This is a genomic window from Streptomyces iranensis (genome assembly GCF_017874715.1).
Lineage (GTDB): Bacteria > Actinomycetota > Actinomycetes > Streptomycetales > Streptomycetaceae > Streptomyces > Streptomyces iranensis.
The window spans coordinates 39922-59876 of record NZ_JAGGLR010000029.1 but is presented as its reverse complement, the minus strand read 5'-3'; the positions used below and the strand labels follow the sequence as shown (position 1 = coordinate 59876).

The following is a 19955-nucleotide window of genomic DNA, read 5'->3' as shown; positions in this document are numbered from 1 at the left end:
AATGATGGTTACGCTGAGCTCACTTGAGTGGAGTCGGCAGAGGCAATCTTGAAGGCCAGTTGGGCGCGGTCGGCGCTGGCGCGGAGTTCTTCGAGGATTAGCGGGCGGTCGTCGGTGCCGTGGGTGACGCGGGCGGTGTGGAGGATCGGGGTCGCGTCGGGGATGTCCAGGGTGCTGCGTTCGTCGGGCAGGGGCATGCGGGCGCTGACGGTCTCGTGCCAGGTGAGTTTGTGTCCGGCGGCGGTGAGAATGGCGTAGATCTGTTCCGGCTCGGTGTCCGGCGCTTCGGCTAGCTGCTCGGCCTCGTCGGCGGTGGCGAAAGGGATCAGCGTGCGATGGAGGGGACTGGTGTTGCCTGTCCGATCGGGGTGGCCCCGACGGATGGCTAGTCCGTCCGGTAGGGGTGGCTGTGTGGCCTGTCCGCGCAAACGGCCCAAGATCTCCCGTCAGCAGTGCCTCCAGTTAACGCGTTCACAGCTGCCCGACTGGTGAACTGGCCTACTTCCGCAGCGTTCCGGCCAATGCGGGGCTCTGCGCGCATGACCGTGACGTATGCGTCACAACATGCACTGCATGGCGACTTCGGGGGCACGAAGCAAGGCGCTGGGTGGGCTGGGCCAGTGGTGGGGAGTTCTGGCAGGTCTGCTGCTCATCGCGGCGTGGATCAACTCCTCTGTCGGACCAGCCGTAGTGATCGCACTCTCGGCGGCCACAGTCGCATGGTGCCTCTTCCAGGCACCTGTGACATGCGGCGCTCCGGTGCGCGGCCGTGACGACGGTTGCCGGAACAACGCGTCCGGAATCCTTCTCGGATGTCACATCCGTCAGCACCGCTGGCAGAAGCTGAAGATGCTCATCCTCCGTCGTCAGGTCCGTCAGTTCTGCGCGGGCCTTTTCTCTGACGGAAAGGCCACCGTCGTCACTCTGGCAGGCGTCGGGAGCTTCGTGTCAGGTCTCGTCGCCCTTGTCCCAGGTGTCGTTGTGCACTGATCAATACACACGCAAGCCCATGCCGGACACCCCTGGCCGCGACCTGCGGGCGGGTTCCTTGGCGTTCCCCGGCTCACCAAGATCGCGGGAGGTGTCGGTGTGCTCCGCACGCAGGTACACCGCGCGGAACTCACCGTCCGGGGCCGTGCCGGGCGCAAAATCTGAACCCGCCTGTTACAAACCACGCGAGGCCACCGCACGACCAGCGACGATCGTCCCAGATACGACGCAACCGCGCCGTTCACACCTTCGATCTGATTATGCGTTACTTGCGCCACCCGCCGACCCATGCACTAACTTCCGCCGGAGCACTGACCATGCACGGCACCAAACGGAGGAAACCCATGGGAAACTCACGCCGGATAACGGCATCCCTGGCCGTCGCGGCCGCCGTTGGCCTCACCGGCTCGGCACTCGCGACCACTCCCGCCGCCGCCCAGGCCGCCGGCTCCGACATCTTCATCAACACCGATCGGGCCGGTTCCTACTTCTTGCACAACGGGGACAAGGTGACCGTCGTCGACCACGCAAGCGACGGGTACAGCGTCGAGGCCGTCCTGGAGTGGTACACGGGAGGCAGCGGCTGGGACGAGCTTCGCGTCCATGCCACGCACAAGGGCGACGTGGACTCCGCCCACTGGAATCTCAAGGAGGGCGAGTCCGTCAAGCTCCAGATGTGCTACGCCAAGGACGGCCTGGAAGTGAAGTGCAGCGCGTGGCACAAGGGCCACGCCTGACCGGACGCCTGCGCCTAGGGCCCGTGCCGGCGGCCGCCGGCACGGGCCCTAGGCGGCCGGAGGTCACTGGCGGTCGACGCGGCCGACGGCGTCGATCTCGACGAGGACGCCGTCGCGCACGAGTTGCGTGACCACCGTGGTCCGGGCGGGCAGCGGAGAGCAGTCCGCGAAGAACTCTGCGTACACGCGGTTGAAGGCGGCGAAGTGCCCGCGGTCGCTGAGGTAGCAGGTGCACTTGACGATCAGGTCCTTGCTGCCACCAGCCGCGACGAAGACCGCGACGAGGTTGCGCAGAACCTGCCGCGCCTGGTCATCGAAGTCGGTCGGTATCTCGTGCGTCACGGGGTCGAGCGGGCCCTGCCCGGACGTAAAGATCAGCTCACCGGTCCTGATGGCCTGGGACAGCGGGGGCGCGGTGCCGTCGGAGAAGCGTACGAACGGGGCGTTCTCGGTGTGGATGCCTTCGATCATGGAGGCATTCTCCGTCACAGACGCCGTACCGCTACGTGGCGAGACACCTGGAAGGGGAATAATAGGGCATTGCGGGCGCGGCGGTGGAGCGTGCAAGAGGCGGTGGCCGATGACGGACGACGGCGGGGGCGGGGGCGGGGGCGCGTGGGGCCGTGCCCCGGCGCGGCTGAGCGAGCTGCTGGGTCTCGTCGAGGCCGCGCTCGTCGACGAGCGCGACAGGTCCGCCTTCCTGGAGGAGACCACCCGGCGCCTGGGCGCGTCGCTCCATCACGGCCGTACCGTCCGTGCGCTCCTGGAGATGGTGATCCCGAAACTGGCGGACGCGTCCGTGGTCGTCCTGCCCGTGAGCGGACGACGTACGCAGTGGCACCGAGCGGGTCCGGGCGACGCCCGGTCCGCCGGGGAGGTGGCGGTCGAAGCACTCGAGCGGATACCCAAGGTCGCGGACGCGCTGTACGGACTCCAACCGCGCCTCGCTGTCATACGCCCCCAGGAGATGGCCGCGCTCGACGACGTCCTGCCCGATGAGCTCGTTCACGGCGAGGAGGCGCTGGTGGTGCAGCTCGCCGCGGGAGGCGTACCGGCCGGTGTGCTGATCATGCTGCGCGGCCCGGACCGGGCCAGCTTCGAGGACGCGGACATCGAACTGGCGCATCAGTTCGCCGTCAGGGCCGGACTCGCGCTGGCGACGGCGGCGCTCTACTCGCAGCAGGCCCACACCATCGCCGTCCTGCAGGCCAGCATGGCTCCGGAGCCGCTGCCGGTGGCCGACGGCCTCAGGCTCGGCGCCGCCTACCGGCCGGCCGCGGAGGCTCTGCGCATCAGCGGCGACTTCTACCACGTGGCCCCTTGCCCCGCGGGCGGGGTCAGGTTCTTCTTCGGCGATGTGTCCGGCAAGGGCGCGGAGGCCGCGGTGCTGGCAGGGCACGTACGGCAGAGCATGCGCACCCTGGCCATGGTCAAGAGGGGGCCCGATCCCCTGGGTGACCTCCAGCTGCTCAACGACCTCGTCATCAGCGCCGGCCACCGCTTCACGACTCTGGTCACGGGCTCCGCCCGGCCCTGCGACGACGGCTCGGTGAAGGTGGAGATCGCCAGCGGCGGCCACCTCCCCCCGCTCGCGCTTCGTGGCGACGGAAGGGTGGAGGAGATCGTCTGCGAGGGCATGCTCGTCGGGGCGGTGCCCGATCCCAGTTTCGGCTGTACGGAGTTCCGCCTCGAACCCGGTGAGCTGATGCTTCTCTACAGCGACGGGCTCACCGAGGCACACGGCGGGATGAGCGGACGGGAGATATACGGCGACGAGCGCCTCGTCGACTCGCTGGCCGGCTGCGTCGGCATGCAGGCGGCGTCGGTCGCCGAGCGGCTGGAGCTCCTCACGACCGAATGGCTCGCCGGCCGCCCGCACGACGACATCTCCATCCTGACGCTTCAGGCGCCTCCCCGCCGTGGCTCAGCACCGCACCGTCAGTCCGAGGGCCCCGGCGGGTCCGCGCGCACTGGGGAGGCTGGGAGCCCATGAACGCCACCGGGATCACCGACGCCGTCCGGGCGGACTTCGACGCCTGCCTGGCCGGCGCGGACGAGGGCGGAGCGCTGGAGCTGGCCGTCGGTCTGGTGACGGGCGGCGTGAGCGCGGAGGACGTACTGCTCGGACTGGTGGCACCCGCCCAGGTGCGGGTCGGTGAGAGGTGGGAGTCCGGCGAGTGGACGGTGGCGCAGGAACACGCGGCCACCCATGTCAGCAGGCTGACGGTGGACGCGGTCGCGTCCGCCGCCCCCGTGGGCGGCGGTTCACCGCGCCATGTGCTGGTGGCGTGCAGCGACGGCGAATGGCATGTGCTGCCCTCCCACATCCTCGCCGAGGTGCTGCGTCTGCGCGGCTTCCAGGTGCGCTCGCTCGGCGGCTCGGTCTCCCCGCACGAACTCCTCTCGGACGTCCACCAGAGCGGCCCTGACGTCGTCGCTCTCTCGTGCACGCTGACGTTCAACCTTCCGCTCGCACACCGGCAGATCGAGACCTGCAGATGTGCCGGTGTCCCCGTCATGGCGGGCGGCCCGGGGTTCGGCCCCGAGGGCACATGGGCGTACGCGCTGGGCGCGGACCTGTACGCGGCAGACGCCCGCGACGCGGCGGAAGCGCTGCTTCACCGCTGGCCGCCGGTGTTGTGCGGGGAGTCGTCGGTCCGGGCCGGTGCCGTGGAGGAGTACGCGGTACTCGTCAGACGACGACCCGAGCTGCTGGCGGACTTGGCCTATGTGCTGCGTGATGTGTTCCCCGGCTTGCGGGAACGCTCGGACATCCCGGATGGCTCGGGCGGCTCGGACATCCCGGGCGGCTCGGGCGGCTCGGGCGGCTCGGGCGGCTCGGGCGGCTCGGGCGGCTCAAACAGCTCAAGCAGCTCAAGCAGGGAACACGAGGAGGGCACCGACTTTCTGGGCCGGTTGCTGGATTCCCTGGCGGCGGCCGTGTTCGTCGACGACGCGCGCGTATTCACCGGGCAGCTCGCCTTCGCCGCGGCATACTTCTCCGCCCGCTCGGTGGAGCCCCGCTGCCTCCTCGCGATGACGGATGCCCTGGCCGACCGCCTGCGCGGGTCGCCCCGGACCCTCGACACACTCTCGGCCGGGCGCCGATGCCTCACCGCGCAGGAGGCGGACTCCCGCCGTCCCGAATGAACGTGTGCGGGACAAGTGGCTGTGAACCCGGCTCCCGCGTTATCGGAGCGGAAACTGTGTCGGGGCACCGTTGTGGCAGCGGCACACATTCTGGGCGGCGGTGACGAATTCATTGACCAGTGGGGTGGCGGCATCCCGCCGCCAGGCAACCGCGGCGGTGGATCCGGACAGGCCCTTGACGGCGACGAACGCGAGCCCGGGTCGGGAGTAGTAGCGTTGCGACGAGGACTGGGTGAAGGCAATCCCCTGGCCTGTCAGCACAGCTTCCAGGCATTCGTCCACGGTGGATACCTCGGCCCCGATTCTCACGGCATGGCCGTCGCGGTGGTCGACGCCGAGCCAGAAGTCACGCCACTCGTCCGGAGCGCGACGAGCGACGAACGGCTCGTTGATCAGCATCTCCACGGTGACGGCCGGATACTGCGCCAGCGGATGGCGCTCGGAAAGGATGAGCACCCGCCCCTCGTCGAGAACCGGACACCATTCGATGGCGGGGTCCGGACGAAGCGGAGGCCGGACGAAAGCCACGTCGGCGTCGCCATTGCCCAGTCCTGCGAGAGGGTCCGCGAAGGCGAACTGTTTCATCTGGATATCGACATGAGGGTGGCGGCGGCCGAATTCTTCGAGGATGACCGGTGTCAGCTCCGCTACGGCGTTGGCCACGAATCCCACCGTGAGATGCCCCGGCTTTCCGCGGGCCGCACTGCGCGCGACCGCCATGGTCCGTTCCGCGGCGGCCAGCGTCCTGGTCGCCTCGGCGAGGATGGCCTGGCCGGCAGGGGTCAGCTCGACATGCCTGCTGGTGCGGCGGAACACCTCGACTCCGAGCACGTGCTCCAGCTTGCGGATCTGGACGCTGAGCGCCGGCTGCGAGATGTGCAGACGGGCCGCGGCACGCCCGAAGTGCAGATCTTGGGCCACGGCAACGAAGTACCTCAGCAGACGCAGGTCAAGCTCCATGTTCCGGATGCTACCGCCGAGCCGGCGGGCAGCCCAGAAGCATGCTGCCCCTCATCAATAACTTTGGGTTATCGATAGCAGCCGAATCTGTATTAGACCTTCCCGCTACGCCGCCCTAGCTTTGCAGAAACATCGGCGTCACCAAGGAGAGGAAAATGGCAACAGCAACGACGCAGGGGCCATTGGAGCAATTCCGTCAGCTCAATGACGGAGACGCGGAGCTTCAGGCACATGGGGCGTATTTCTCATGCAGTTATCTGCTCGACATGGAGGACCACACCTTTCTGGTCCGTGTCCACCGCGGCCGTATCGAGGAATTGACCATCGACCCGGAGCCACTTACGGCCTACGACTTCGCGATCCGCGCGAGCGCCGAGACATGGCGGGGATTCTGCCGGCCGACGCCGCCCCCGATGTGCCACGGCATCTGGGCGGCGACCTTCCGGCGAGACATGCGGCTGGAGGGAAACCTGCTGGTCCTCATGCAGAACCTCCGTTGCCTGACCCGGCAGCTGGAGCTGCTGCGCGTCACCGGCCCGCTGGGCTGACCCCGACCGCTCCGCCGAAAGGACCCCGATGAGTACGACTCCGTCCCGCATCTCGCCGGTCACCGGCCACTACGTCACCATCGACGTGGAGGGCATCGAGTACAAGGTGTTCTATCTGGAGCACGGCGAGGGACAGCCTCTCGTGTGTCAGCACACCGCCGGCGCCCACAATCATCAGTGGCGCGATCTGCTCGAAGACGAGGAAATCACCAGTAACTACCGCGTCATCGCATACGACCTCGCGCGCCACGGGAAGTCCGACCCACCCCGGAACACGGAATGGTGGAAGGAAGAATACAAACTCACGGCGAACCACTACGTGGCATTCATCACCGCCTTCTGCGATGCCCTCGGGCTGGACGATCCGATCTTCATGGGCTCCTCCTTCGGCGGGAACGTCGCACTGCAGCTGGCGCTGCACCACCCGGACCGTTTCAAGGCCGTCATCCCGGTCGAGGGCGCGGACCACTCTCCCGGCTTCTACCTGGACTGGTGGCAGCATCCGCACGCCAACGCGGCACAGGTGTGTGCCAGTGGTGTGTGGGACCTGATGGCCCCGCAGTCTCCCGACAAGGACCGCTGGGCCACCTGGTTCTACTACAGCCAGGGTTCCGAGTCCTTCAAGGGGGACTTGCACTTCTACTCGGTCGATCACGACCTGCGCGACCGGCTCGGCGACATCGACGGCGAACAATGCCCCGTGATCATGCTCACCGGCGACTACGACTACCTCACCACTCCCGAGGACGGCGAGCGCACCGCCAAACAGATCCGCGGCGCGGAGTTCGTCGAGATGAAGGACATCGGCCACTTCCCGATGAGCGAGAATTATCCGCGGTTCGCGCCCTACCTCAAGCACGCGTTGCGGCGCATCGCGGAGCTCACCGGCGACCGCTGAACGGACCCCCTCCAAAGCCTGGGGCGCACGGACCACCCGCGCGCCCCAGGCTTCGCCATTCCCTCCGCGGCCGGCCCGACCGAACAAGTGAGAGGCATTCGCCAACAGAAAGGCCGCCGCCCAGGCTCCCGGGCTGGTCAGGGAGGTCGCATGAACGAAGATCCGACAAGCGTCGTTGAGGCAGCGTTCCGTTATTACCGGGCACAGGACCGCGTTGTGAGCCATCGGGAAGCCCAGGAGCCTCCGCCGCTTCGGCCGGCTGCCCGGCCTCGCTACTGGCCGGAGGGCGTCGGTGCCGGTACGAGGCCGTCTTCGACCAGGCCGGCCAGGACCGCTTCGCCGAGGGCGTGGACGGCGGACTGGGGGCGGACCATGACGGTGAACTCCTTGATGCGGCCGTCGTCGGCGAAGTGCAGCAGGTCGATGCCGTGGATCTCCTTGTCGCCGACCCGGGTACGGAAGAGCAGCACCGCCGACTGGGCGGACGTGCCGTCGGTGCTGGTCTGCGCGGTGCCGGTGTGGTCGCCGATGTAGCGGAAGTCCTGGAAGGTGCGCAGCAGGACCCCGAAGAGGCCCAGCACCATCGGCTTGCCCTCGAAGGGGGTGAACTTGACGGGGCTGTAGAAGCGGATGTCCTCGGTGAACAGGTCGTCCAGGGCCGCGAGGTCCCGGTTGTCGATGGCGGTACGGAAACGGTCGGCAGTGGTCATCGCACACCCGCCTTCTTTCATAATCATGGACGTGAGTAGTCACTTTCATGACTATCATGGTCGCGTGTCCGGCGAGACATGAAGGAGGCGATCCGATGGCCCTGCGGCACGCCGTGCTGGCGGCACTGCTCGATGGGGAGCTCAGCGGATACCAGCTGACCAAGGCGTTCGACATCGGCGTGGCCAACTTCTGGCACGCCCAGCCACAGCAGCTCTACGCCGAGCTGACCCGCCTGGAGAAGGACGGGCTCATCGCGGGCCGGGCCGTGGTCCAGGAGACCCGCCCCACCAAGCGGTTGTTCCATGTGACCGATGCCGGGCTGGCGGAGCTGGAGGAGTTCACGGCGGCGTTCGCCAAGCCGTCCTTCATCCGCGACGACCTGCTCGTCAAGGTGCAGGCCGCCGACCACGTCGACAAGGAGACCCTGATCGCCCAGCTCACCGAGCGTGCCACCTTTGCCGAGGCCAAGATCCAACTCTTCGGCAAGCTGCTGCGCAAGATGCGCGGTGACCGTACGGAGGAGGAGTTCCTGCGCCACGGCCACCGCATCGGCCCGTACCTGACATGTCTGCGCGGCCTGGCCCTCGAACAGGGCAACCGCGACTGGTGCGAGCGCACCATCACCGTCCTGCGAGAGAGGCAGCACAGCCGTGCCCGACACTGACGCGGCGTACAGCCGCTACGTCGCACTGGGCGACAGCCAGACCGAGGGCCTGGGCGACGGCGACGACGTCACAGGCCTGCGCGGGTTCGCCGACCGCCTCGCCGAGCACCTCGCCCACGCCAACCCCGGCCTCACATACGCCAATCTCGCCGTACGGGGCCGCCTCGCCGCGCAGGTCCACGCGGAGCAGCTCGCACCCGCCCTGGCCCTCCGCCCCGATCTGGCCACCGTCGTCGCCGGGGTCAACGACCTCCTCCGCCCCCGCTTCGACGCCGACCACGCCGCCCACCACCTGGAGGCGATGTTCGCCGCGCTCACCGCGCAAGGCGCCCACGTCGCCACGCTCACCTTCCCCGACCCCGCCCGCATCAGCCCCCTGGCGCGTCCCCTCACCCCGCGCGTCATCGCCCTGAACGAGCGGATCCGCGAAGCCGCCCGGCGCCATGGCGTCACCGTCGCCGAAACCGGCCACTACCCCGTCGTCACCGACCCCCGGCTGTGGAGCCGCGACCGCCTCCACGCCAGCCCCATCGGCCACCAGCGCATCGCCGCCGCCCTCGCCCACACCCTCAACCTCCCCGGTGCCGACGACACCTGGAGCCACCCCCTGCCCCCGCCCGCGGCGCCCGCACCCACAGGATGGCGTGCCGCCACCGACGAACTCCGCTGGACCGCCGCCTTCCTCGGCCCCTGGCTCACCCGCCGCCTCCGCGGCCGCTCCTCCGGCGACGGCCGCACCGCCAAGCGACCGCGGCTGGGGCCGGTGCGAGCAGATGGGACGGAGTCCGTGAGCAAAGGTGGGGATGTTCAGCGCTGACTCGCCCCGCGGGAGGCTGCCGCCGACTGGTCGGTACGCGTACCGCGTCCAGTGCGGCGGCAACCTCATCTTGGGCGGCAGGCGCGGGGGTGTCGTTTCAGTGCTGTCGCGGACGGTGCGGTCGTGTCGGCAGCAGCGCGTTGGCGGACACGTATTCGCCGACGTTGGTACCGATGGCCCTCCCGTCCTCGGCGTCCCAGCGGAAGTGCACGCCCAGCCAGAGGCGGCTGAACTCGCCCTCCTGGGCGACCTGGCTGAAGCTGTCCATCCGGCGGTACGCCTTGATGGTGTGCGGGTCCTCGGAGCGTGCGGTGAACGAGACGTCGTCTCGGCCGAAGAAGTGCTTCATCGCGCTTGCCCACGCAGCCGTGAAGTTGGCGTGCCCGGAGGTCCAGGCGGCGAAGCACGGGGTGAACGGTGCCCCTGAGCGGTCCGCGCTGAGAGGCTCCCATTTCGCGTTCGCGCCGCCTGTCGCCTGGATCGCGGACACCGGGCGCCACAGCTTGATCCGGGTGTCGAACTTGCTGTCCCAGGCCGCGATCCCGGCATCCGCCAAAGACAGCGCCGACAGCGCGAACAAGCGGGTGGTCTCGTACCTGGCGAGCTTGAACTTCTTGGCGACGATCCCGGTCAGTTCGAGCAGTTGTCCCGGGGGGTGGTAGGTGCCGTCCAGGTCATGGTCCCAGAACCAGGCGACGACGGTCTGGTCGTAGGTGCGCTCGGTGGAGTCGACGGCACCGACCCGCCGCACCTCGGCACGCTGGCGCGCGTACTCCGGGCTGGCCAGCAGTTTGGCGTAGGAAGTGAAGCCGCGCAGGGTGGAAGGCCGGAACTGCGAGCCGGAGCGGAGCACGAACGGCCTCACCTTGCCCCAGTTCGGGGTCACCGCGTCGCTCGGCTTCTGGCAGTCCTCTTGGGGACCCGTCGGCCGCCAGGCTCCAGGTGTGGTGGTGTCGCCGCGGTAGACCTCCGGGTTGTCCGAACCGTCGCCCGCCCGAGCTTTGTGCATCTGCCTCACCACGCGGTCGACCACCAGGCGGTCGAGGGGGTCGTAGGAGTGGGGGGAGCGGCCGGTCCGAGCCTTGTACTGGGCGTCGATGTAGGCCTGATCGCCTGGGTACAGCTGGGAGATCATCCGGTACGCCGTGCGGTCGATCAGCCGCTCCTCTTCGTCCGCACGCGGCCGCGACGATTTGCCGGCGTACTTCAGCGGCCGGTTGAGGTACGGCTGGTACTTCAGGGTTCCGTACGTGTACTGATAGGCGCTCTCGGCGTTGTAGATCGCCGCGAAGACCATCGCCCCGGACCTGGAGAGTTTGCCGGGCGAGGCGTCCCAGCCCCGCGCATTGCGGAACGTCTGCAGCAGGACCTTGTTCCAGTACTGCGTCGGATCGTCCTCATGCCCCGTCGCGGCGGCCTGCGGCGCACCGGCCGCCACCGGACTCAGCCCGGCGAGCAGGGCACCGGCCACGACGGCGGCCCGCAGCCGTCCCAGGCGTCCGCCAACACGGGACTTACAGCGTGGAAGCACAGACTTCGCGGCCGGCCGACGGCCATGATTGGGCTTGAGAGGCACGGCATTCCTTTCGACGTCGCTGATCAACAGCGGCAGCGTAATGTCGTATATGCCGCATAAAGGACAACCACGCCGATATGCCTCGGGGCTTAGTGTTTCTGCATGCAGGACGCGCCGCCATGGAATGCGTGACCCGCGTTGAACGGTCGGCTCTCTCGGCGGCATACCGCCCCGACCGGCGTGGGGCCTCGTCCGCAGGGCCGGTCCTTTCGATCGATCTGGCCGTGGTCGCGAGCGTGTCGAGCCGGTCCGCCGTGGTTGCCCTTGCTACCGTCCACTTCGCCTAAATCGCCCATAAGGGGCCAATTCGCGTCTGCTGACGGCCGAGAGGACACGGACCATGAACGACTTTTCCCGCCGCGGGCTGCTGAGGGTGACGGCGGGCGCCGGTGCCGGCGCGGTCGTCGTGTCGGGCGCCGCGGCCGCCGCGGCCCCCGCTGCCAGCGCCGTGACCGAGGCGTCCGGGGGCGATGCGTATTGCGAGCCCGCGGAGCTGACCGGCCGGATCGTCCGCCCCGAAGACGCCGGATACACGGACGCGCGCCTCGGCTGGGACCAGCTCTTCTCCCACTATCCGCTGGTCATCGTCTTCGCCCAGAACACCCAGGACGTGGTCAACGCCCTGACGTGGGCGCGGCAGAACGACGTGGCGGTGCGGGTGCGGAGCGGCCGGCACGCCCTTGAGGGCTGGTCGAACGTGGACAACGGCCTCGTGATCGACATCAGCGAGTTGAAGTCGGTTCACGTCGACACCAAGTCGCGTATCGCGACGGTCGGAGCCGGGCTCAACCAGTTGGAAGCGGTGACCACCCTCGCGGAGCAGAACTTCGCGGTGACCACCGGAACGGAGGGCAGCGTAGGCCTGTCCGGTGCGACGCTCGGCGGCGGTTTCGGCTTCCTCACCCGCTGGCTCGGCATGGCCTGCGACAGCCTGGTGGGGGCCGAGATCGTCGTCCCGTCGGGTACCGAATGCGCCAAGGTGATCCACGCGGACCTGTACAACAACTCGGATCTGCTCTGGGCGCTCCGTGGCGCGGGGAACGGCAACTTCGGCATCGTCACGTCACTGACCTACAAGGTGGCTCCGCTGAAGAGCGTCACCTATCTCCAGGCGACGTGGCAGGGCATCGACAACCTTCGCGCCATCTTCGAGGCGTATCAGCGCACGGCACCGACCACCGACGCCCGTCTCGGAACCCAGCTCGAAATTCACCGAAACCAGATCTTCCTGTTCGGGGTTCTCCCTGAAGGAACGCCGGACGAGACGAAGAAGTTGCTGGCCCCGATCCTGTCGATCGACAGTCCGGACGTCACTACGCAGGTCGGTAACTGGGGCGACGTATACGCGGGATTCCAGATTCCGATCGAGCAGGAACCGGCGAACTGGAAATTCCACTCGCAGTTCACCAGAAAGCCGTTCCCGAGCGACGCGATCGACATCGTCGACTCGTTCATCAAAACGGCCCCGACGGATGACAGCAACTTCTTCGTCCAGGCTTTCGGCGGGAACGTCAGGAGGAGCCCCCGCGGCGGCACTGCCTTCCCGCACCGCGACGCGCTCTTCTACTCCGAACCCGGAGTCGGCTGGGGGGAGCGCAGTGACCAGCCGGGCGTCTGCGACCCGCTCACCTCGCAGTGCCAGGCTTGGATCGCCGAGTTCAGCCAGGCCCTGCGGACCTACGTGAACGGCGCCTACGTCAATGTGCCGAACATCGCGCAGCAGGACTGGGAAACCGCCTACTGGAGGAACAACTTCGACCGACTCCGCACCATCAAGGCGAAGTACGACCCCAACAACGTCTTCCAGTACGAGCAGAGCGTTCCGCCCGCGGTCTGCTGACCGAGCACGGCCAGAGCCCCCTCCCGATCGGTGAGGGGGCTCGGCCACGCCTACCCGTCCTGAGTATTTCGCTGAACGCCCGCAAGGGCTCGGCGGTCAGGCCGGGGCAGTTCGGGGCGCCGTGATCACCACCGTCGCGTACGGCATCGTGAAGCTGCCGCCCATCGCGTCGATGGCCGCGCCAACGCCCTCCAGCACCTCCGCCAGCTCGGCAGGAGGGAGCCGGGTGAAGGCACCCTGGGTGGGGATCTGCTCGAGCCAGGCGTCCCGGGTGTAGGTCCACTCCCAGTCGAACCGCCACTGTTCCGGTTCGCCGAACGCGCCCGCCGCCCGTATCCCGTCGGCGGCCCTGGCGAGGATCGGCTGATACACGTCCAGGCCGGCCTGCGTCACCGCCCGGAAGTCGAACGGCGCGTCGGGCATCACCCGTCGGCAGACCGCGGCGAGGGCTTCCGCCAGATCGGAGGGAAGCCGGAACACGTTCCAGAACGCGGCCAGCCGGGCGCCGGGCCGCAGCACCCGGGCGGCTTTGGCCGCCCCCGCGACGGGGTCGATCCAGTGCCACGCCTGGCCCGCGATCACGGCATCGAAGTGCCGACCGGCCGGGTCCCAGGCCTCGAACGCCGCGACCTCGACCTCCGTCCCGAGCCGCCGCGCCACGTCGGCCATCCGCGCGTCCGGCTCGACCCCGAGCACCGTACGGCCGGTCTGCTGGAACTGCCGGGCCGCGATACCGGTGCCACAGCCGACGTCGAGGATGTCGGGACCGGGGCTGCCGGTGGCGATCCGGTCCACCATGGCTTGGGGGTAGCGGGGCCGGGCCTGGTCGTAGCGTTCGGCATCCGAGCCGAACGACTCGGCCATCTGCCGATGCTGATGGGGCTCGTCCCCGGAAGACGGTAAAGTGGGCATGCGCCCACTATGAGTGGGCACTCGCCCACTCGTCAACCGGGCGGGCCACAAGCAAGGTGAGGGAGGGACGCACGGTGCCGACAGGGGTGGCCATGCGTGACGTACGCGAGCAGTTGTTCAAGGCCGCCGAGCGAGTCCTGCTCCGGGACGGGCCGAGCGCGCTGACCAGTCGGGCCGTCACCACGGAGGCGGGCTGTGCGAAGGGCGTCCTGCACCGGCACTTCGCCGACTTCGACGCCTTCCTCGCCGAGCTCGTACGGGATCGCGTCACCCGGCTCGACCACCAGTCCGCCGCCCTGCGCGACTCCGCCGGGACCGGCACCGTCGCCGACCACCTCGCCGACGCGCTGACGACCCTGTTCGAGTCGGTCGCCGTGGGCCTCGTCAGCCTCGTCATCTCGCGGGACGGGCTACGCGCCCGCCTCCGCGAAACCACACCGACCGGCCTGCCGCTCCTGACGGAGGCCACGGTCATGATCGCCTCCTACCTCACCACCGAGCGGGACCGGGGACGCATCGCGGCCGACGCCGACATCGACGCGCTCGCGCCCACGGTGATCGGGGCCGGGCACCTGCTCTTCGCGGACCGAGAAGCCGCGCCGCCGGACGCCGTGGCCGTCCGCAAGATGGTCACCACCGTCATCGCCGACGTCGTACGGGAGCCGTAGCCCTGACGGCCTGTGCGCCCCCGAGACCCCGACGCACCGGGCCGGAAAGTGATCCTCATCGCGGCCCCGGCGAGCCACGCCCGCCATCGGTCGGCCGTACCCCCGTCGGTACGATCAATACGGAACGGGAACCCATCCCACAGGGGAGCAGGTCATGTCCGAGTCGACCGTGTCGGGCCGAAGTGACTCGCCCGCCGTCGCGCTGGGCCCCACCGCGCTTGTCCTCGGCGTGTTCTCCGCCGTGGGCACATGGGTGCCCGCGCTCGTGCTCATCACCTTTCCGTGGACGATCATCACCGGGCCGCTCGCCATCGCTCTCGGGGCAATGGGTGTGCACCACGCCCGCCGCGGGGCCGGGCGCCTGTGGATCGCCATTGTCGGAACCGCCCTCGGTGTCATTGGGTTCGGCGGCATCACCGCCCTTTTCTGGTCCTTCGGCGGCTGACTACACATTGGTGTCGAGCTCGGCGGCGGACGCGATGACGGCGTCGAGGACGGTGAGGACTTCCTTGCGGGGCTCGGAGCGGGTGGTGCGGTGCCGGGCCATCAGGCGGCGGGTCCCCAGGCCGGGCAGGGACACCGCCTTTACGCCGTCGGGCAGTACGCCCAGCACGGCCAAGGCGGGCACGATCGCGATGCCCAGACCTCCCGACACCAGCGAGAGCGCGACGTCGTAGTCGTAGTAGCTGTGGACCGGGGGCGCGGCCTTCAGTCCGCGCCGGGCCTGTTCGGTGGCGCTGTGGGCGGCCGCGTCCGGGTCGACCCCGAGCCAGGTGAGGTGCTCCAGATCCGCCGTACTGACCGGGACCGGCGTCGCCACGGGCATGATCACCACCCACGGTTCCTCGAGCACCGGCACATCGCGGGTGCCGCGCGCGGCCCGGTGTCCGAGGGGGGTCTCGGCCTCCAGAATGATCAGGTCGACCGCTCCCGACCTCAGCTCCTGCTGGGCCTTCTCGCCGTCCATCTCCCGGATCAGCAGTTCCAAACCGGGGAACTGCTCGCTCAGCCGGTGCACCAGCGGTACGAGCAGCATGCGGATCACCGTCTTGAAGGCGCTGATGACGACCGTGCCCGTCACCTCCCCCTGCAGCGCCGCCAGCGCTTTGCGAGCGTCGGTCAACTCGGACTCGATGCGTTCCGCGGCTTCGGCGAGAACCCGGCCCGCCTGTGTCAGGACGGCTCCGCGGGGCTGCCGGTCCAGAACGGTGACGCCGACCGCGTCCTCCAGGCGGGCGATCTGCTGGGAAACGGCCGACGGTGTCAAATGCAGGACATCCGCCGCCGCCAGCACCCCGCCGGCCCGGTGGACGGCCAGCAGCACGGCCAGTTTGCGCGCGTCGATTTCCATTCAGTTCAGCTTAATGCAGGGGGAAGACAACTTCGATTGATGTGTATCCTCGCGACCGCCACCATGGGGGTATGGAGGAGTTGTTGCCCCCGGTCGCCACGGGAGCCGGGTGGATAGGTGCCCTGTGCACCGCCACGGCCTACGCCCTGGTGTCACGTCGGCGGATCGAACCGGATTCGCGCGCATCCCAGTCGATCAACATGCTCGGTGGCGCACTGCTGGCCGTATCGGCGGCCGCCAATGGCGCCTGGCCATCGGTCACTTCGAACTTCGTGTGGGTCATCATCGGCATGCAAACCCTCGTGGGCGTACGCCGCGGCCTGGGCGTGACCGACAGCCCCTAGCCCCGCGCGACGGCTACCACACCACCGGCACCTGCTCGAAGCTGTCCGTGAGCACTCCGGCGCGGCGCGCCAGCTCGGAGGACGGGACGGCCAGGGCGAGATCGGGCATGCGGTCCAGGAGGATTTCCAGGGCGACGTGCAGTTCGGTACGGGCCAGGGCCTGGCCTATGCAGGAGTGGGCGCCGGCGCCGAAGGCGAGGTGGCGGTTGGGGGTGCGGGTCAGGTCCAGGTGGTCGGGGTGGGGGAACATCCGCTCGTCGCGGTTGGCGGAGGCGACGACCGAAACGGTGGTACTGCCCTTGGGGATCACCTCGCCGCCCAGTTGGGCGTCCTCCGTCAGATAGCGGGGCATACCCGGGCCACGGTTGACGTCGAAGCGGAGCAACTCCTCGACGGCCGGGCGGATCAGGGAGCGGTCGTCCAGCAGGCGCTGCCAGCGGGAGCGGTCGTCCAGCAGGACCGGGACCAGCTTTCCGATCACGCTGGAGGTGGTCTCGTGACCGGCGTGCATCAGACCCTGCGCGATCTGGACCAGGACCGCCTCGGGCGGGCGGGGGTCGGCGGCGTCGGTGATCTCGATCAGCCTGCTGAGCAGGTCGTCTCCCGGTGCGCTCCGGGTCCGGGCCACCTGCCCGCCCAGATACGCCAGAAGCTCCTCGCGGGCGGTGCGGGTCTCCCGCTCGCCGTAGCGGTCCCCGCTGAACAGGGCGCCCGACCAGTACGCGAGGCGGTCCCAGTCCGCCTCGGGTACGCCCAGCAGGGCGCCGACGACCCGCACCGGGAACGGATACGCGAAACCCGCCCAGAGATCGGCGGGGATCGGCCCGGCCTCCATGACGTCCACCAGGGCGTGGCCGATGGCGACGATCCGGGGGCGGAGCGCGGCGACCCGCTTGGCGGTGAGCGCCTGGCCCACCAGGCGCCGCCAGCGCTGGTGCCGTTCGCCCGTGCCGGTCCCGTCCGGCCCCGCCTCGCTCACATCCCGCGGGAAGCGGGGATCGGACAGCATCGCGTGCACATCCTCGTACCGGGTCAGCACCCGCACCGGGGCGCCGGTGGAGCGCAGCGTCAGCTCCGGGATCGGGCATCCCTCCGCCCGTAGCGCCGCCCATTCCTTCGGGGGTTCCAGGGGGTGCTCCGTGGCGAACGGGAAGTCGCCCAGGGGGCAGCGTGCTTCCGCGCCGTCCGGCTTCGCGCCTTCCGGTTTCGCGTCTTCCGGTTTCGTCTCGTCCGCCACTTCTGCTTCACCCACGGAGCGCCTCCAGAGCCGTACGACCTGCGGCGAACAGTTACTCACCACTCATGGGTGAAGTCAAAGAGGCTGCCGGTCACGGCGGTTGGCGGCCTCGGCGGTGGTCTTCAGGTCGCTCAACCACGCTTCGAGGCCCTGGCCCAGGGCCTCGGCCGCGGGGTGGGGTCGACGCCTTCGCCGCGGCAGGTGGAGGGGTCGTCGTGGTGGGCGGCCTGAGCGGTCTCGGCCCTCGCGGGTGCGGCTTGGGTCTGCGGGGCGGCCATCCCGAGTACGCCCGCGGCGGCGAGCGCGATCGTGGGTCATCCCCGCGCGCTGATCCTGAACACCGGGAAGCCGGGCGCGATCTCCAGCAGCTTCCCGTCGCTCGAATGCGCGTCGACACCGTCGAAGAAGCGGCCGACCTCCCACGCCCACTTCTTCAGGTACAGCCGCAGGATCTCCGGCTTCGCGCCGTCCTCGACCTCGACCGCGGTGAACGGCTCCACCCTGCGGCCCAGCCGCAGTTCGCCGCCGCCGGCCGCGCGCATGTTGCGCACCCACTGGGTGTGGCCGCGCGGGGCGACGAGGTAGCGCTCGCCGTGCAGGGTGAGCGGGTTGACCGGGGTGGTGCGCCACTCGCCGCTCTTGCGGCCGCGGACGGCCAGGATCTGGCTCCCGGCCAGGCCGATACCGATTTTCGTCAGGCGCTTGGCGAGGCCGTTGAAGATTCTGTCGAACTTGCTGGGCTTGAGGTTGCGGAACTCGGTCATGTCATCCCTCTTCGACTCTCGATGTGCGAGAGCGGTGTTCGAGCGACGAGAGCGGTGCTCTCTGTTGAGATCACTGAACACCGAATCCCGTCCACAAGTCAAGAGCAGTGCTCTCGGAATCGTGCGCCGCTCTCGCACATGGCACACTGGTCGGTATGAACGCCAGTCGGACAGCCAGGGACCGGGCACGGGCGGAGCTCACGCAGGAGATCAAGAACGAGGCCCGGCGTCAGCTCGCGGTGGATGGCGCCCAGAAACTCTCATTGCGCTCGGTCGCCCGGGAGCTGGGCATGGTGTCATCGGCCCTCTACCGCTACTTCGCCAGCAGGGACGAGCTGCTCACCGCCTTGATCATCGACGCCTACGACGCGGTGGGCGAGCAGGCGGAGAAGGCCGCGGAGGGGGGTGCGCCGCGGGAGCGCTGGCGCAAGGCGTGTCACGCGGTACGGGACTGGGCGCGGGCCAACCCGCATGAGTACGCCCTGATCTACGGTTCACCGATCCCCGGGTACGCCGCCCCGCAGGACACGGTCGCCTCGGCGGCGCGCGTACCGATGGTCCTGATCGGGATCCTGCGGGAGACAAACCCTTCGCCCGCGTTCGAAGGCCCGCCCCTGACCGACGGCCTGGCCGGTCAGTTGCGGGCACTGGGCGAGCAGGTCGCGCCGGATGGCGAGCGGATCGCGCCGGATCTGCCGCTGGAGACGCTCAACCGCGGCATCGTGGTGTGGACGCAGCTGTTCGGGATGCTGAGCTTCGAGCTGTTCGGTCAGTTCGTCGGCAGCGTGGACCCCACGAACGAGTTCTTCGACCACACCATCGAACAGCTCGCCGACTTCCTCGGGCTTCCGCCGGCCCGTTGACGGGTCATGGGCGGCGGGCCGCCCACAGGGTGCGCTCGGCGCGGACGGCCAGGTCGTCGCGTCGCAGCACGCCGTCCGGGCCGTCGCTGTCGAGGAGGTGGTCGAGGGTGGCCAGGTCCTCGGGGCTCAGGCGCTCCGCCACATGGGAGCGCACACGGCGGAGGAACGCCTGGGCGTAGCGGCCGGTGGGCTCGGGGAGCGGGGGCCGCAGATCGATTTCGAAGGGGCGCTCCGTCACGATGCCGAATCCGGCGCGGGACAGGCGAGGGCCCCAGTCGGAGCCCAGTTCCGGCATCCGCTCGGCGTGCTCCTGGGCCTGTACGGCGTGACAGCGGGCTTCCAGGCCGGGCCGACCTCGGCCGACGTCGTCGGGGAGGAAGCGCGGGAAGCCCGCCATCTCGATCACGGCCAGCAGACCGCCGGGGCGCAGCCGCTCGAAGATCTCGCGCAGGCCACGGTCGGGGTCGGTGAGGTGGTGTACGGACGCCGACGCCCACACCAGGTCCACGGGGCCGAAGTCCGGCCAGGTGTCGTCCAGATCCGCCTGGACGGTTCGGACGCGGCCCTCCACTCCGTGTGCGCGGGCCTTGCGCCGCAGATGCTCCAGGAGGTCAGGGGATCGGTCGACGGCGATCGCCTCGGCGTCCTCGAAGCGCTGGAGCAGGGCGAGGGTTCCGGTGCCGGTGCCGCTGCCCAGGTCGAGGATGCGGTGGGGCGGTTCGTCCCGCGTCAGCTGGGCCAGCTGAGACATCACTTCGGACAGATAGCCGTGCAGGACTTCGGCGTCGAGGTCCAGGAGTTCGGCCCAGCCCGAGTCGTCCGCCCCGGCGGCGCCGTGGTGATGCTGGTGATGGTGCTCGTGGTGGTGCTCGTGGTGGTGGTCCGTCATGTTCCGAGCGTAGGCGGGCCTTGCTTCAGCGACATA

At 69.1% G+C, this 19955-nt stretch carries 21 protein-coding genes and 1 pseudogene; 12 read left to right on the top strand and 10 right to left on the bottom strand.

Going from position 1 to position 19955, the window contains the following annotated elements; all coding sequences use genetic code 11:
* Window positions 1–8: 8 nt before the first annotated feature.
* Window positions 9–350 (bottom strand): annotated as a pseudogene (locus J2Z30_RS40800) (UTRA domain-containing protein); the annotation flags it as partial.
* Between the two features lie 984 nt (window positions 351–1334).
* Here J2Z30_RS40800 and J2Z30_RS40795 point away from each other — a divergent pair.
* Entirely contained in the window at window positions 1335–1727 is a 393-nt protein-coding gene (locus J2Z30_RS40795) for a hypothetical protein (protein ID WP_044570788.1), read from the top strand.
* Window positions 1728–1790: 63 nt separating this feature from the next.
* On the opposite strand, the gene J2Z30_RS40790 is transcribed toward J2Z30_RS40795, so the two are convergent.
* Window positions 1791–2198: a RidA family protein gene (locus J2Z30_RS40790; protein ID WP_078956695.1), complete on the bottom strand. Its 408-nt coding sequence runs from the start codon at window positions 2196–2198 to the stop codon at window positions 1791–1793.
* A gap of 109 nt (window positions 2199–2307) precedes the next feature.
* Here J2Z30_RS40790 and J2Z30_RS40785 point away from each other — a divergent pair, with 109 nt between their 5' ends.
* Together J2Z30_RS40785 and J2Z30_RS40780 are read left to right on the top strand one after the other, a co-directional pair.
* Window positions 2308–3720, top strand: a complete 1413-nt coding sequence (locus J2Z30_RS40785; protein ID WP_044570790.1) for a PP2C family protein-serine/threonine phosphatase — start codon at window positions 2308–2310, stop codon at window positions 3718–3720.
* Window positions 3717–4877, top strand: coding sequence for a cobalamin B12-binding domain-containing protein (locus J2Z30_RS40780; protein ID WP_044570793.1), 1161 nt, complete (start codon window positions 3717–3719; stop codon window positions 4875–4877). The genes J2Z30_RS40785 and J2Z30_RS40780 overlap by 4 nt, the downstream gene beginning before the upstream one ends.
* A gap of 39 nt (window positions 4878–4916) precedes the next feature.
* Here J2Z30_RS40780 and J2Z30_RS40775 read toward each other — a convergent pair whose 3' ends face one another.
* Window positions 4917–5837: a LysR family transcriptional regulator gene (locus J2Z30_RS40775; RefSeq protein ID WP_044570796.1), complete on the bottom strand. Its 921-nt coding sequence runs from the start codon at window positions 5835–5837 to the stop codon at window positions 4917–4919.
* A gap of 155 nt (window positions 5838–5992) precedes the next feature.
* On the opposite strand from J2Z30_RS40775, the gene J2Z30_RS40770 reads away from it, so the two are divergent.
* Entirely contained in the window at window positions 5993–6385 is a 393-nt protein-coding gene (locus J2Z30_RS40770) for a hypothetical protein (protein ID WP_044570797.1), read from the top strand.
* Window positions 6386–6413: 28 nt separating this feature from the next.
* Window positions 6414–7283, top strand: a complete 870-nt coding sequence (locus J2Z30_RS40765; RefSeq protein WP_044570799.1) for an alpha/beta fold hydrolase — start codon at window positions 6414–6416, stop codon at window positions 7281–7283.
* A 272-nt stretch (window positions 7284–7555) separates the two neighbouring features.
* On the opposite strand, the gene J2Z30_RS40760 is transcribed toward J2Z30_RS40765, so the two are convergent.
* The gene (locus J2Z30_RS40760) at window positions 7556–7993 is read right to left on the bottom strand and encodes a nuclear transport factor 2 family protein (protein ID WP_044570802.1); all 438 of its coding nucleotides are present in this window, start codon (window positions 7991–7993) and stop codon (window positions 7556–7558) included.
* A gap of 95 nt (window positions 7994–8088) precedes the next feature.
* On the opposite strand from J2Z30_RS40760, the gene J2Z30_RS40755 reads away from it, so the two are divergent.
* Both J2Z30_RS40755 and J2Z30_RS40750 read left to right on the top strand, forming a co-directional pair.
* On the top strand, window positions 8089–8658 hold the full coding sequence (locus tag J2Z30_RS40755) for a PadR family transcriptional regulator (protein ID WP_044570804.1): 570 nt from the start codon (window positions 8089–8091) through the stop codon (window positions 8656–8658).
* Window positions 8645–9475 carry an SGNH/GDSL hydrolase family protein gene (locus J2Z30_RS40750; protein ID WP_044570806.1) on the top strand — a complete coding sequence of 277 codons (831 nt, stop codon included), beginning with the start codon at window positions 8645–8647 and terminating at the stop codon, window positions 9473–9475. The genes J2Z30_RS40755 and J2Z30_RS40750 overlap by 14 nt, the downstream gene beginning before the upstream one ends.
* Before the next feature lie 97 nt (window positions 9476–9572).
* On the opposite strand, the gene J2Z30_RS40745 is transcribed toward J2Z30_RS40750, so the two are convergent.
* Window positions 9573–10946: a vanadium-dependent haloperoxidase gene (locus J2Z30_RS40745; RefSeq protein WP_052701397.1), complete on the bottom strand. Its 1374-nt coding sequence runs from the start codon at window positions 10944–10946 to the stop codon at window positions 9573–9575.
* 445 nt (window positions 10947–11391) lie between these two features.
* Between J2Z30_RS40745 and J2Z30_RS40740 the strand changes: the two genes are divergently transcribed.
* On the top strand, window positions 11392–12891 hold the full coding sequence (locus J2Z30_RS40740; protein WP_044570808.1) for an FAD-binding oxidoreductase: 1500 nt from the start codon (window positions 11392–11394) through the stop codon (window positions 12889–12891).
* Between the two features lie 96 nt (window positions 12892–12987).
* Here J2Z30_RS40740 and J2Z30_RS40735 read toward each other — a convergent pair whose 3' ends face one another.
* The gene (locus tag J2Z30_RS40735; RefSeq protein WP_044570811.1) at window positions 12988–13755 is read right to left on the bottom strand and encodes a class I SAM-dependent methyltransferase; all 768 of its coding nucleotides are present in this window, start codon (window positions 13753–13755) and stop codon (window positions 12988–12990) included.
* A gap of 122 nt (window positions 13756–13877) precedes the next feature.
* On the opposite strand from J2Z30_RS40735, the gene J2Z30_RS40730 reads away from it, so the two are divergent.
* A complete protein-coding gene (locus J2Z30_RS40730; protein WP_044570813.1) occupies window positions 13878–14471 on the top strand; it encodes a TetR/AcrR family transcriptional regulator in 594 nt (197 codons plus the stop codon).
* Between the two features lie 154 nt (window positions 14472–14625).
* Entirely contained in the window at window positions 14626–14916 is a 291-nt protein-coding gene (locus J2Z30_RS40725) for a hypothetical protein (protein ID WP_044570814.1), read from the top strand.
* Here J2Z30_RS40725 and J2Z30_RS40720 read toward each other — a convergent pair whose 3' ends face one another.
* On the bottom strand, window positions 14917–15822 hold the full coding sequence (locus tag J2Z30_RS40720) for a LysR family transcriptional regulator (RefSeq protein WP_044570816.1): 906 nt from the start codon (window positions 15820–15822) through the stop codon (window positions 14917–14919).
* A gap of 71 nt (window positions 15823–15893) precedes the next feature.
* Between J2Z30_RS40720 and J2Z30_RS40715 the strand changes: the two genes are divergently transcribed.
* A complete protein-coding gene (locus J2Z30_RS40715; RefSeq protein ID WP_044570818.1) occupies window positions 15894–16166 on the top strand; it encodes a CBU_0592 family membrane protein in 273 nt (90 codons plus the stop codon).
* A 13-nt stretch (window positions 16167–16179) separates the two neighbouring features.
* On the opposite strand, the gene J2Z30_RS40710 is transcribed toward J2Z30_RS40715, so the two are convergent.
* Together J2Z30_RS40710 and J2Z30_RS40705 are read right to left on the bottom strand one after the other, a co-directional pair.
* Window positions 16180–17418: a cytochrome P450 gene (locus tag J2Z30_RS40710; RefSeq protein WP_078956696.1), complete on the bottom strand. Its 1239-nt coding sequence runs from the start codon at window positions 17416–17418 to the stop codon at window positions 16180–16182.
* A gap of 299 nt (window positions 17419–17717) precedes the next feature.
* Window positions 17718–18167, bottom strand: coding sequence for a nitroreductase family deazaflavin-dependent oxidoreductase (locus tag J2Z30_RS40705; RefSeq protein ID WP_044570821.1), 450 nt, complete (start codon window positions 18165–18167; stop codon window positions 17718–17720).
* Window positions 18168–18322: 155 nt separating this feature from the next.
* Between J2Z30_RS40705 and J2Z30_RS40700 the strand changes: the two genes are divergently transcribed.
* A complete protein-coding gene (locus J2Z30_RS40700; protein ID WP_044581502.1) occupies window positions 18323–19030 on the top strand; it encodes a TetR/AcrR family transcriptional regulator in 708 nt (235 codons plus the stop codon).
* A 4-nt stretch (window positions 19031–19034) separates the two neighbouring features.
* Here J2Z30_RS40700 and J2Z30_RS40695 read toward each other — a convergent pair whose 3' ends face one another.
* Window positions 19035–19919, bottom strand: a complete 885-nt coding sequence (locus J2Z30_RS40695; RefSeq protein ID WP_044570823.1) for a class I SAM-dependent methyltransferase — start codon at window positions 19917–19919, stop codon at window positions 19035–19037.
* Between the last annotated feature and the right edge of the window lie 36 nt (window positions 19920–19955).

Bases quoted from the DNA above. Each gene is read 5' to 3' on its own strand.
- J2Z30_RS40795 (WP_044570788.1), top strand. From the start codon at position 1,335: ATGGGAAACTCACGCCGGATAACGGCATCCCTGGCCGTCGCGGCCGCC.
- J2Z30_RS40790 (WP_078956695.1), bottom strand. From the start codon at position 2,198: ATGATCGAAGGCATCCACACCGAGAACGCCCCGTTCGTACGCTTCTCC.
- J2Z30_RS40785 (WP_044570790.1), top strand. From the start codon at position 2,308: ATGACGGACGACGGCGGGGGCGGGGGCGGGGGCGCGTGGGGCCGTGCC.
- J2Z30_RS40780 (WP_044570793.1), top strand. From the start codon at position 3,717: ATGAACGCCACCGGGATCACCGACGCCGTCCGGGCGGACTTCGACGCC.
- J2Z30_RS40775 (WP_044570796.1), bottom strand. From the start codon at position 5,837: ATGGAGCTTGACCTGCGTCTGCTGAGGTACTTCGTTGCCGTGGCCCAA.
- J2Z30_RS40770 (WP_044570797.1), top strand. From the start codon at position 5,993: ATGGCAACAGCAACGACGCAGGGGCCATTGGAGCAATTCCGTCAGCTC.
- J2Z30_RS40765 (WP_044570799.1), top strand. From the start codon at position 6,414: ATGAGTACGACTCCGTCCCGCATCTCGCCGGTCACCGGCCACTACGTC.
- J2Z30_RS40760 (WP_044570802.1), bottom strand. From the start codon at position 7,993: ATGACCACTGCCGACCGTTTCCGTACCGCCATCGACAACCGGGACCTC.
- J2Z30_RS40755 (WP_044570804.1), top strand. From the start codon at position 8,089: ATGGCCCTGCGGCACGCCGTGCTGGCGGCACTGCTCGATGGGGAGCTC.
- J2Z30_RS40740 (WP_044570808.1), top strand. From the start codon at position 11,392: ATGAACGACTTTTCCCGCCGCGGGCTGCTGAGGGTGACGGCGGGCGCC.
- J2Z30_RS40735 (WP_044570811.1), bottom strand. From the start codon at position 13,755: ATGGCCGAGTCGTTCGGCTCGGATGCCGAACGCTACGACCAGGCCCGG.
- J2Z30_RS40725 (WP_044570814.1), top strand. From the start codon at position 14,626: ATGTCCGAGTCGACCGTGTCGGGCCGAAGTGACTCGCCCGCCGTCGCG.
- J2Z30_RS40720 (WP_044570816.1), bottom strand. From the start codon at position 15,822: ATGGAAATCGACGCGCGCAAACTGGCCGTGCTGCTGGCCGTCCACCGG.
- J2Z30_RS40715 (WP_044570818.1), top strand. From the start codon at position 15,894: ATGGAGGAGTTGTTGCCCCCGGTCGCCACGGGAGCCGGGTGGATAGGT.
- J2Z30_RS40705 (WP_044570821.1), bottom strand. From the start codon at position 18,167: ATGACCGAGTTCCGCAACCTCAAGCCCAGCAAGTTCGACAGAATCTTC.
- J2Z30_RS40700 (WP_044581502.1), top strand. From the start codon at position 18,323: ATGAACGCCAGTCGGACAGCCAGGGACCGGGCACGGGCGGAGCTCACG.
- J2Z30_RS40695 (WP_044570823.1), bottom strand. From the start codon at position 19,919: ATGACGGACCACCACCACGAGCACCACCACGAGCACCATCACCAGCAT.